10 protein-coding genes are annotated in these 11,222 nt (G+C 73.0%); 6 read left to right on the top strand and 4 right to left on the bottom strand.

Translation table 11 applies throughout. The features are described 5' to 3' along the window. The first annotated feature begins 4 nt into the window (after positions 1 to 4). From OQ02_RS12505 to OQ02_RS12490, 4 genes are all read left to right on the top strand, one after another. The gene (locus OQ02_RS12505; RefSeq protein WP_033438557.1) at positions 5 to 1,198 is read left to right on the top strand and encodes an ABC transporter permease; all 1,194 of its coding nucleotides are present in this window, start codon (positions 5 to 7) and stop codon (positions 1,196 to 1,198) included. Next, entirely contained in the window at positions 1,195 to 2,343 is a 1,149-nt protein-coding gene (locus tag OQ02_RS12500; protein ID WP_033438556.1) for an ABC transporter permease, read from the top strand. Before OQ02_RS12505 ends, OQ02_RS12500 begins: the two co-directional genes overlap by 4 nt. Before the next feature lie 137 nt (positions 2,344 to 2,480). After that, entirely contained in the window at positions 2,481 to 3,929 is a 1,449-nt protein-coding gene (locus tag OQ02_RS12495; RefSeq protein WP_051772213.1) for a DHA2 family efflux MFS transporter permease subunit, read from the top strand. Positions 3,930 to 4,043: 114 nt separating this feature from the next. Further along, the gene (locus OQ02_RS12490; RefSeq protein ID WP_081915566.1) at positions 4,044 to 5,981 is read left to right on the top strand and encodes a DUF2264 domain-containing protein; all 1,938 of its coding nucleotides are present in this window, start codon (positions 4,044 to 4,046) and stop codon (positions 5,979 to 5,981) included. 81 nt (positions 5,982 to 6,062) lie between these two features. Here OQ02_RS12490 and OQ02_RS12485 read toward each other — a convergent pair whose 3' ends face one another. Next, complete coding sequence (locus OQ02_RS12485) at positions 6,063 to 6,434, bottom strand: hypothetical protein (protein WP_156077010.1); 372 nt, start codon at positions 6,432 to 6,434, stop codon at positions 6,063 to 6,065. A gap of 14 nt (positions 6,435 to 6,448) precedes the next feature. Here OQ02_RS12485 and OQ02_RS12480 point away from each other — a divergent pair, with 14 nt between their 5' ends. Then, on the top strand, positions 6,449 to 6,880 hold the full coding sequence (locus OQ02_RS12480; RefSeq protein ID WP_033438553.1) for an NfeD family protein: 432 nt from the start codon (positions 6,449 to 6,451) through the stop codon (positions 6,878 to 6,880). A 3-nt stretch (positions 6,881 to 6,883) separates the two neighbouring features. After that, positions 6,884 to 7,912: an SPFH domain-containing protein gene (locus OQ02_RS12475; protein ID WP_033438552.1), complete on the top strand. Its 1,029-nt coding sequence runs from the start codon at positions 6,884 to 6,886 to the stop codon at positions 7,910 to 7,912. 20 nt (positions 7,913 to 7,932) lie between these two features. Here the strand turns inward: OQ02_RS12475 and OQ02_RS45685 are convergent, their stop codons facing one another. The 3 genes from OQ02_RS45685 to OQ02_RS12460 all read right to left on the bottom strand — a co-directional run bounded on the left by OQ02_RS45685 (position 7,933) and on the right by OQ02_RS12460 (position 11,220). Further along, entirely contained in the window at positions 7,933 to 8,634 is a 702-nt protein-coding gene (locus tag OQ02_RS45685) for a hypothetical protein (RefSeq protein WP_231499986.1), read from the bottom strand. A 109-nt stretch (positions 8,635 to 8,743) separates the two neighbouring features. Continuing rightward, on the bottom strand, positions 8,744 to 10,753 hold the full coding sequence (locus tag OQ02_RS12465) for a xanthine dehydrogenase family protein molybdopterin-binding subunit (protein WP_033438551.1): 2,010 nt from the start codon (positions 10,751 to 10,753) through the stop codon (positions 8,744 to 8,746). Continuing rightward, positions 10,750 to 11,220: a (2Fe-2S)-binding protein gene (locus OQ02_RS12460; protein ID WP_033438696.1), complete on the bottom strand. Its 471-nt coding sequence runs from the start codon at positions 11,218 to 11,220 to the stop codon at positions 10,750 to 10,752. The genes OQ02_RS12465 and OQ02_RS12460 overlap by 4 nt, the downstream gene beginning before the upstream one ends. Positions 11,221 to 11,222 lie beyond the last annotated feature (2 nt).

Below are 11,222 nucleotides of genomic sequence, written 5' to 3'. Positions count from 1 at the left end.
GACCTTGGCGAAGAACACCGTGCGACCGCTGCTGGTGGTCGCCCGCCACGAGCTGTGGTCGCGACTGCGTGACGGCACGGCGCCGCTGATCGCGCTCGTCGCGCCGATCCTGCTGGCCACCCTCTTCGGGCTGGCCCTCGGCGGCGACGACGACCCGCCGCTGCGCGCCACCATCGCCATCGTCGACCTCGACGGCGGCGAGTTCCCGGCCAGCGTGCAGCGCGAGGCGCTGGCCACCGAAGAGCTCCGCGACGTGCTCACCTTCGAGGAGTACGCCGACGAGGCCGCGGCCCGGACGGCGGTCGACTCCGGCGCGGCCGGCGCGGCGATCGTGTTCCCGGCCGGGTTCAGCCAGGGCGTCGGCGCGGGCGAGGGCGGCGAGGTGGCCGTGCTGGAGTCGGCCGAGTCGCCGCTCGCCGGTGTCGTCGCGCGCGGCATGGTCGACCGGATCTCCGCGCTGGTCGAGGCGCGGACGCTGGCCGTGCGCGCCGCCGTGGCCGCCGGCGTGCCCAGCAGCCGGGTGAAGGAGTTCGTCGAGGCGAACGGCGCGGCCGGGCCGACACCGACGCTGGTCGGCGACCCGATCGCGGGCGGCAAGGTCGACCTGGCCGTCCACTACGGCGCGGGCATGGCCGTGCTGTTCGCGTTCTTCGTGGTGGGCGGCTCGGCCCGCAGCCTGCTCACCGAGCGCCAGAACGGCACCCTCGACCGGATGCGCGCCGCGCCCATCCCCGGCTGGACGCCGCCAGTGGGCAAGGCCGCGGTCGGGTTCCTGCTGGCCCTGATCAGCATGTGCGCCACCTGGCTGTCCTCGGTGCTGATCTTCGGCGCGAGCTGGGGCGACCCGGTCGGCGTGCTGATGCTCATCGTGGCGCACGCCTTCGCCGCGACCACGATCATCATGCTGGTCGCCAGCGGCGCCCGCACCGATGCCCAGGTCGACGGCTTCACCCTCGGCGTGGCGTTCGTGTTCGCGTTCCTCGGCGGCAGCCTCGTCCCCGTCTACAACCTGCCCGACTGGCTCCAGCAGGTCTCGTTCGTCACCCCGAACGGCTGGGTGTCGTCGGGGATCTCGGAGCTGGCCGGCACCGGCGCCGGCCCGGCCGCCGTGCTCGTCCCGGTGGCCGTGGTCACCGGCATCGGCCTCGTCGCGGGTGCCCTGGCGCTCCTGCGCTTCCGGAAGGGGATGTTCGCGTGAGGCCCCGCCCGCTCACCGCCCTGGTCGTCGCCAACCTGCGCCGCCAGCTCCGCGACCGCGTCGGCATGTTCTTCATGGTCGTCATGCCGTTCGTGACGATCGTGTTCGTCGGGCTCGCCCTCGGCGGCAGCTCGGCGGACGCCCAGCTGCCGGTGGCCGTCGTCGCCGACTCGTCCGACCCCGTGGCCGCCGCCGTGCTGGCCGAGCTGGGGTCCGACCAGGCCCTGGTCGTGCAGCGCGCGGAGACCGAGGAGGAGGTCCGCGAAGGTGTCCGCCAGGGCACGCTGGCCGCCGGCCTGGTGATGCACCCCGGCGACTACGAGTTCGAGCTGGTGATGAGCCAGACCAGCGGCAGCGGCATGGCCGCCCGCAGCGAGATCGACGTCGCCGTCGGCAAGGTCGCCGCCGTCCTGGAGGCCACCCGTGCCGCCGTGACCGCCGGCGCCACCCCCGAGCAGGCCGCCGAGTACGTCCGCGCAGCCCAGCGCGAGTCCGCCGAGGTCTCCGTCCGCTCGTCCGGCGGTGAGGACGACGGCGCACCCACCGGCTTCGCCTACACCGCCCCCGCGAACCTCCTGCTGTTCACGTTCGTCAACTCGATGGCCGTCGCCGCGGCGTTGGTGGAGAGCCGCCGCATCGGCATGGTCCGCCGTTCCCTGGCGACGCCCGTCCGGCACGGCCAGATCCTGCTCGGCGAGGCGCTGAGCCGCTTCCTGGTCGCCGCCGCCCAGTCCCTGCTGATCATCTTCGTGAGCATGTTCCTGTTCGACGTCGACTGGGGCGACCCGGTGGGCGTCTCCGTCGTCGTCGCCCTGTTCTGCCTGATCGCGACCGGCGCCGCGATGCTGGTCGGCGCCCTGGTCAACTCGCCGCAGCAGGCGCCCGCGATCGGGCCTCCGGTCGGCATCGTGCTGGGGATGCTCGGCGGCTGCCTGTGGCCCCGCGAGGTGGCGGGGGAGCCGCTGACCACCATCGGCTACCTGTTCCCGCACTCCTGGGCGATGGACGCCCTGCTCGCGCTGGCCCGTCCGGGCGCGAACCTGGGCGCGGTGCTGCCGGAGATCGCCGTCCTGGCCGGCATGGCGGTCGTCGTCCTGGGCATCGCGCTGACCGTCTTCCGACGCCGGGCGCTGGCCAACGTCTGACCCCGCACTCGGGCAGCCTGTTCCCGGGTGCGCCCGAAGCGGAAATGAGTACGGGCCCGCGGATCCCCGCAGGTAGTGTTGACGGCGATCAGGGCGCCGTTGCCCAATTCCGTACTTGTTCGCCCTGGGGGTATTGCGTGACTGCCGCACGTGTGTCCGAGTCCGACGTCGAGACGTCGGCACCCGGGCTCAGCCACAGCGACCGCGCCGTGATCGGCGTGCTGCTCGTGGCGACTTTCGTGGTCATCCTGAACGAGACGATCATGGGCGTCGCGCTCCCCGTGCTGCTGGTGGACCTCCAGGTGACGGCGGCCGTGGGCCAGTGGCTCACCGCGGGCTTCCTGCTGACGATGTCGGTGGTCATCCCGATCACCGGCTACCTGATCCAGCGGGTGCCGACGCGGGTGCTGTACGGCCTGGCGATGAGCCTGTTCAGCGCGGGCACCCTGCTCGCGGCGCTGGCACCGGGCTTCGAGGTGCTGCTCACGGCCCGCGTCATCCAGGCGACCGGCACCGCGATCATGCTCCCGCTGCTGATGACGACCGTGATGACGCTGGTGCCGGCGGCCCGCCGCGGCGCCGTGATGGGCAACATCTCGATCGTCATCTCCGTGGCGCCCGCCATCGGGCCGACGGTGTCCGGCGTGGTGCTGAACCAGTTCGGCTGGCGGGCCATGTTCTGGGTGGTGCTGCCGATCTCGGTGGCCGCGCTGGTGCTCGGCCTGCGCTGGGTGACCCGCATCGGCGAGGCGAGCAGCGCGCCGATCGACGTGCTGTCGGTGGTGCTGTCGGTGTTCGGTTTCGGCGGGTTGGTCTACGGCCTGTCGAACATCGGGCACGCCGGCGCCGGTACCGGTATGTGGTCGGCGCTCGCGGTGGGCGTGCTGGGCATCACTGCGTTCGTGCTGCGGCAGGTCTCGCTCCAGCGCCACGAGCGCGCGCTGCTGGACCTCCGCACGTTCGCGTTCCGCACGTTCACGCTGGCCAGCGCGCTGATGGTGGTCCTGATGGCGCTGCTCCTGGGCGCCGTCACGATCCTGCCGCTCTACACCCAGAACGTCCTCCGCCTCGACCCGCTCGCCACGGGCCTCCTGCTGCTGCCCGGCGGTCTGCTGATGGGCCTGCTGTCGCCGGTCGTCGGCCGGCTCTACGACCGGGTCGGGCCGCGCATCCTGCTCGTCGTCGGCACGATCGCCACCAGCGCGCCGCTGTGGTTCGCGACCACGTTCGACGCCTCGACGCCCACCGCGCTGGTGCTCGTGTTCCACCTGGTGCTGAGCGTGGGGCTGGCGTTCTCGTTCACGCCGCTGTTCACCGCCGGTCTGGGCGCGTTGCCGGCGCGGCTGTACGCCCACGGCAGCGCCATCTTCAGCACGACCCAGCAACTCGCCGCGGCGGCCGGGGTGGCGTTGCTGGTGAGCGTGATGAGCGCGCGTGCGGCGGGGCTGGCCGCGTCCGGTGAGTCGGCGGTGGTCGCCGAGGTGGGCGGGTTGCGCACCGCGTTCCTGATGGCGGCGATCCTGTCCGTGGTGGCGGTGGTCGGTGCGTTCATGGTCCGCGGCGGGAAGGCCGAGAGCCCGGAGTGACAGGTCTGATCGCATTTGATCGAACCTGACCGGCTCTGAGGGCTTGACGGGGTAAATGACGATCGCAGATGATCGGTCCATTGTCCCTGTCGTTCCGGCCGCAAAGGACTCCGCGTGACCCGACCTGAGGCGTTGACGGCGGAGTCGATCACCGGCTGGGATCGGGACAGGTGGGCCTCGCTGGCCGACCGGATGCTGCTCGCCGTCCGCCCGTACGCCTCACCGGGCCACGCCCGGATCACGCCGCCCGGCCCGCCCGGTGGTTACGGCACGGCGGTCGACGGCCTGGAGGGGTTCGCCCGCACGTTCCTGGTCGCGGGTTTCCGGCTCGCGGGCGAGGACGGCCGCGACCCGCTGGGCTTGGCCGAGTGGTACGCGAAGGGCTTGGACACGGGCACGGACCCGGCGTCGCCCGAGCGCTGGCCGCGCCCCGAGGAGCACGCGCAGGCCAAGGTCGAGGCGGCGTCGATCGCGTTGGTCCTGGACCTGACGCGGCCTTGGCTGTGGGACCGGCTGACGGACTCCGTGCGCGACCGGGTGGTCGACTACCTGTCGGCCGTGGTCGGCGACGACACCTACCCGCGGTGCAACTGGGTGTGGTTCCGCATCGTGGTGGAGACGTTCCTGAGGTCGGTCGGCGGGCCGTGGCGGACCGACGACATCGCGTCCGACCTGGCGGCGCACGACTCGTTCTACCGGGGCGACGGGTGGTTCGCGGACGGCGACGAGCGGTCGTTCGACCACTACGGCGGTTGGGCGCTGCACCTGTACCCGGTGCTGTGGGCGCGGATGCGCGGTGCCGCGGACCTCGCCGGGGACCGGACTCCGCTCGACGTGTCCCGGCTCGACCGCTTCCTGGTGGACTACGTGCGCCTGATCGGCGGTGACGGCGCACCGCTGGTGCAGGGCCGGAGCCTGATCTACCGGTTCGCGGCGGCGGCACCCCTGTGGGTGGGTGCGATGGCCGGTGTCACGTCGACCTCGCCGGGCCTGTTGCGTCGGGCGGCGTCCGGGATGGTGGGGCACTTCGCCGACCGCGGCGCGCCCGACGAACGCGGCTTGCTGACCATCGGCTGGTACGACGAGTGGCGCACGCTGGCGCAGGCGTACTCCGGACCGTCGTCGCCGTACTGGGCCGCGAAGGGGATGCTCGGCCTGGCGCTCCCCGCCGACCATCCCGCGTGGACGGCTGCCGAGGAGCCCTTGCCGGTGGAACGGGCGGATTCGACGTGGATCGCGCCCCGACCCGGTTGGCTGATCTCGTCCACCCGCGCCGACGGTCTGGTCCGGGTCGTCAACCACGGCACCGACCACGCCGTCGTCGGGGCGCAGGTCGGCGACTCGCCCTTGTACACCCGCCTGGCGTACTCGACCGCCACCGCGCCGCTGCTGTCGGAACGGGCGTGGACGTCGCCGTTGGACCAGTCGGTGGTCCTGCTGGACGCGGCGGGCGCCGCCACCCACCGCGCGGGCATGCGGACGCTGTCGGTGGAGCAGGTGGGCGACGCCGTCGTCGGCGCCTCCGTCGCCCGCGTCCACTGGCTCGAACCGGAACCGGGCCAACGCGACCACGGCTCGGGACGTCAGGGCGTGGCACGGGACGTCGCCCTCGTCACCACCGTGTCGGTCCTGCGTGGGCCGTGGGAAGTGAGGTGCGTCCGCGTGGACGCCCTGCCCGACTCCCCGGACGCCTTGCGGGAGGCGACCGCGCTCCGCGTCGGCGGCTGGCCGTTGGCCGGTGACCCCACGGTGACCACCGGACCGGGTCGGGCCGAGGCGCGGGCGGGAGCGCTCCGCTCGGTCCTGTGCACCGGCCCCGGCCTTGACCGGATCGGCGTCCACACCGAGCGCGACGCGAGCCCGTTCGGCCCGAACACCGCCACCCCGTGGGCTGCCGGGGAGGTGACGCCGGGCAGGTGGACGGCCGTGGCGATCGGCCTCGACGCGGGCGGCCGGCCGAGCACCGCCCCGACCGTCCTGCTGACCCGGGAAGCCGTCACGGTCCACTGGCCCGACACCACCTCGACCACGACCGACCTGCCGACCGGGTAATCGACACCGGCGTGGTCGAACACGCCGACGGCGCTCCACCACACCCGGCGTGCCCGTGCGCTGGACGCCGATGGCGGTCCGTCACACCCGCGTGCCCGTGCGCTGGACGCCGATGGCGGTCAGCCACAACCCGCGAGCCCGTGCACTGCCCTGGGGACGCCGCGATCCTGGCCCCTTGCCGCTCGCCCGCAGGTTCACCTCGGTCGCCGCGTCGCCGCGTCGCCGCGTCGCCGCGTCGGCGTGCGGCGTGCGGCGTGCGCCGCGCGGCGAGGAGGCGCACATCCGCCCCGACCCCCGCCGGTTGTTCCTCCGCACGAGCCGACCGGCCTGGTTGCCGGTGTCCGGCAAGGAAGCCGTCGTCGGGTCGGCCGGGTGGGCACGTTGCCGCGCCACCACCAGCCGAGGAGCATGGCAGTAGGCCCGAAGCGTGACGTCGGTCTGCCGACGTGTCACGGAGGGAGTGCGCCGTGGACGGTTGGCTGGTGTGGCTGCTGCTCGGCTTGTTCCTGGGCGCGGCGGAACTCCTCGTGCTGACGGCGGCGCTGGGCGTCCTCGGCGTGGCCGCGCTGATCACCTCCGGGGTGGCCGCGATCGGGTTGCCCGCTCCGGTCCAGGTCGTGGTGTTCACCGTCGCGTCGGTCCTCGGTCTCGTACTCCTCCGCCCGCTCGCCCGTGACCACCTGCGCAAGCCGCAGACCGTGCGGTTCGGCGTGGACGCCATCGTGGGCGAGTCCGGCTACGTGGTGAGCGAGGTGTCGCGGCACGGGGGCCGGGTGCGCATCGCGGGGGAGGAGTGGACGGCACGGCCGTTCGACGACAGCCTCGTGATCCCCGAGGGCACCACCGTCGATGTCATGCGGATCAGCGGCAGCACCGCGTTCGTCTACCCCGGGGAGTGACTCGTGGAATCCTTGATCGCCGGTCTCGTCATCGCGCTGTTCGTGGTCGCCATCGTGCTGATGGCGGTGCGGATCGTGCCGCAGGCCCGTGCCCGCAACGTCGAACGGCTGGGCCGGTTCCAGCGCACCCTCCAGCCGGGGCTGAACGTCGTCATCCCGTTCATCGACCGCGTGCACCCCGCCATCGACCTGCGCGAGCAGGTCGTTTCGTTCCAGCCACAGCCGGTCATCACCGAGGACAACCTCGTGGTGGAGATCGACACGGTGCTCTACTTCCAGGTGACCGACCCGCGCGCGGCGTTCTACGAGATCGCCAGCTACCTCCAAGCCGTCGAGCAGCTGACCGTCACCACCCTGCGCAACGTGGTCGGCTCCATGGACCTGGAGCGCACGCTCACCTCCCGCGACACGATCAACAGCCAGCTGCGCGGCGTGCTCGACGACGCCACCGGCAAGTGGGGGCTGCGGGTCAACCGGGTCGAGATCAAGGCGATCGACCCGCCGCGCACCATCAAGGACGCGATGGAGAAGCAGATGCGGGCCGAACGCGACAAGCGCGCGGCGATCCTCAACGCCGAAGGCCAGCGCCAGTCGCAGATCCTCACCGCCGAAGGTGACAAGCAGGCGGCCGTGCTGCGCGCGGAAGGCCAGCGGGCGGCCGAGATCCTCAAGGCGGAGGGCCAGTCGCGGGCGATCGACCAGGTGTTCCAGGCGATCCACCGCAACGACCCCGACCCCAAGCTGCTGGCCTACCAGTACCTCCAGACGCTGCCGCAGTTGGCGCAGGGCCCCGGCAACACGTTCTGGGTGATCCCGAGCGAGGTCACGTCCGCGCTGCAAGGCGTCTCCCGCGCCTTCACCGAGGCCTTGCCGAAGATCGCGCCGACCGGGGGTTCCGCCGACACCGAGGAGGCTGCGGCGAAGGCGGCCGAGGACGCGACCCGCGCCGCCGCGGCAGCCGCAGCGGCGGTAGCCGACGCCGAGACCGAGGGCGGCGTGCTCGACGGCCGGACCACGACCACGCACGTCTGACCATCCCGGTTCACGTTGCCCTACCAGGAGATGTCGCCGGACTCCAACCGCGTGACGAACGCGTCGGCGTCCGGGGCCAACGGCAGGGCGTCGGACCACCCGGCGCTGGTGACGTCCACGAGCGACACCGGCGTCGGGTCCTGGCGCAGGTCGAAGGCGAGGCGTTCGCGGGACCCGTCGTCACCGATGATCGCGATGCCGGGGTGGGCCGCCGCCACGTTCGCCTCGACCGTCTCCAGCGGCGTGTAGAGGGTGACGAAGAGGTCGCCCAACCACCCGCTGCGGAACCACGACTCGCCCTGGAGGTAACGCCGCCACGCCGCCGGCAGCGGACGACCCAGCTCGGCCTCCGCGCGGTCGAACTCGATGTCCGCCACCGGACCCCGGTACTCGGCTTCGCACACGATCGCGCCGACGATGTTCGCGTTGAACTCGTCCAGGTCCTCGGCCGGCACCCAGTGCTCCAACACCTCACGCCCACCGGCCTGTTGCACGGGGTACCGGGCGAGGAAGTCCCGCCGCACGCTGAACCGGGTGACGAACCCGACGCCCTTGGCGGGCACGTTCCACTCGCGCGCGATCTTGGTGGCGTACCAGCGGTTCGCCACCGGGTAGAAGATCGGCTGGTCGGGCAGTCGCGGCGGCCACGACCGCCACTGCGACGCCGCGACCAGGTCCAGTTCCGCCCGCCCGGTCGGTCGCCAGAGGTCAACGAGGTCCATGGCGGACAGGGTATTCGGGCCTCGCCGAACAGGTCAGCGCATTTCGGCGCGGCCCATCTCGGCTCAGCGCACTTCGGGTCAGTGCATTTCGGCTCAGTGCAATCTCCGGTCAGCCCACCTCGACGCCCACCGGCATCCCGGTGACGGTCTGCCCGGTGGCGGACGCGATGGCTGCCGCCGCCGGCGGGTAGGCCAGTTCACCCAGCCCGCCGACCGGCGCGTCCGACGGCACGATCACCACGTCGACGTCCGGCGCGCGGTCGATGCGCGCCCACGCGTAGTCGGCGAACGACGACTGCACGACCCGGCCCTCCCGCACGGTGATCTGCGCGCCCGACACCGTCGACACCGCGTCCATCACGGCGCCCTCGACCTGCGCCCGCACCCCCGACAGGTGCAGCGGCGGACCGACGTCCACGGCGGCCGTCACCTTGCGAACCCGGCCCTCGGAGCTGTCCGCGATCACCGCGATGACGGACCCGTAGTCGTCGTGGCACGCCACCCCGCGGGTGAAGCCCGACCGCACCGCACCGGCCCGCGCCGCCGCCGCGTCCAGCACCCGACGCAGCCGCGAGTCGGCGGGCAGCAGTCGACGCCGCAGGTCCACCTGGTCGAGCCCGGCGCGTCGGGCCAAGGCGCTGAGGAAGTTCTCCTCGGCGTACTGGAAGTGCCCCGCGTAGACCGCGCGCCAGAAGCCGGTGCGCACCGGCGCGGGCCGCAGGACCACGTCCACCTTGCCCGGCACCGCGTACGGGAAGTGGTCGCCGTTGGCCTTGACGACCTCCGGGTTGTCGAAGAACGGCAGCAGGGTCAGCGGCCAGGTCGCGATCCCGTGCGCCCGCCACGTCGGCACACCGGCGCCGTCCACCACGGCGGACAGCCGGTGCACGGACATCGGCCGGTACGCGTCGTGCCGCATGTCGTCGTCCCGGGTCCACATCACGCTCACGGGTGCGCCCGCGACCCTGGAACAGGCGACCGCCTCCAACACCGGGGCCGGGTCGCCCCGCCCGCCGAACGCGCCGCCGGCCAGCGTCACCTCGACCCGCACACGCGCCGGGTCCAACCCGAGCTGCCCGGCCAGGACGTTCCGCAGTCCGCCGGGGTCCTGCGTCGGCACCCACACGGTGAGTCCGTCGGCGGTCAGGTGCGCGGTGGCGTTCGTGGGTTCCATCGGCGCGTGCGCCAGCAACGGCAGCCGGTAGACGGCCTCGAACGACACCGGTCCGGGCGCCGCCGGAACGGCGGGCAACGCGGACTCCAACTCGGCCGACCACACCCGGCTGTCCGCGTCCGGCGTGCCGCCGCGCCAGGTCACGCGCAGCGCCTCACGCCCGCGCAGCGCCTCCGGCATCGACCGCGCGATCACCGCGACCCCGCCCTGGCCGGACGTCGCCGGGTCCAGCGTCGTCACCGCCACCACCCCGGGCACCGCGCGCGCCGCGCTGTCGTCCACCGAGTCGACCACCGCGCCGATCCACTGTGGACGGGAGACGACGGCGACCAGCGTGCCCGCCGGACGGGTATCGATGCCGTACCGGGCCTTGCCGGTCACGATCGCCTTCGCGTCCACCCGGCCGGCGCCGGTACGGCCAAGTAGCCGCCAGTTCTCGCGCGGGGTCAGCGCCACCGGCACGGTCGCCGGGTCCAGCGCCGCCGCGTCCCGCACCAGGTTCCGGTACCGCACCGCCCGACGCCCGTGGCGGACCACGCCGTCGCGCGCCGTGCACTCCGCGACGGGCACACCCCACCGCCCGGCCGCCGCCGCGACCAACAGGCACCGCGCGGTGGCGGCAGCCGTGCGGATCGGTCCGGTGAGGTGCCGGGCGGAGTACGAGTTGCCGACGCCCTGCCAGCCGAACCGCTGCGCGTCGCCGGGTGCCTGCTCCAACCGGACGTCGCCCGGCCCGACCGCCAGCTCCTCGGCGACCAGCAAGCCGACGATCGTCCGCACGCCCTGCCCGCAGTCCGGTGTCGGCACGGTCGTGGTGATCCGACCGCGGTCGTCCAGCCGCACGAACACGTTCGGCGCGAACTCCCCGGCCGCTTCGGCCGAAGCCGGCAGTGCGATCGGCGCCGACACGACCAGCACACCACCCAGGAACGTCCGCCGCTTCACCGTTCACCCCGCTTGAGTTCGGCAGCGCGCTTCACGGCCGCACGCACCCGCGTGTACGTCCCGCACCGGCACACGTTGTCCCGCAAGGCCGCGTCGATCGCCGCGTCATCCGGATCGGGGTCGACCGCGAGCAGCGCGACCGTCGACATGATCTGACCAGGCTGGCAGTAGCCGCACTGCGCGACGTCCAGCTCCAGCCAAGCCCGCTGCACCGGGTGGTCGCCGTCCTCCGACAGGCCCTCGATGGTGGTGACGTGACTGCCACGCGCCTCGGCCACCGTGGTCACGCAAGGCCGCGCCGCACGACCGTCCACAAGGGACGTGCACGCGCCGCACGCGCCAACTCCGCAACCGTACTTGGGCCCGAGCAGCCCCAGTTGTTCCCGCAACGCCCACAGCAGCGGCGTCTCCGCGGGCAGATCGACCTCGCGCCGCTCACCGTTGACGTGCAACCGATATCGCCCCACCA

The organism is Saccharothrix sp. NRRL B-16314, from assembly GCF_000716595.1.
Classification (GTDB): Bacteria; Actinomycetota; Actinomycetes; order Mycobacteriales; family Pseudonocardiaceae; genus Actinosynnema.
This window is presented reverse-complemented; position numbering and strand designations above follow the sequence as displayed.

What these genes read in the sequence shown, in the direction of transcription:
- OQ02_RS45685 (WP_231499986.1), bottom strand. Translation starts at nt 8,634, where the DNA reads ATGGACCTCGTTGACCTCTGGCGACCGACCGGGCGGGCGGAACTGGAC.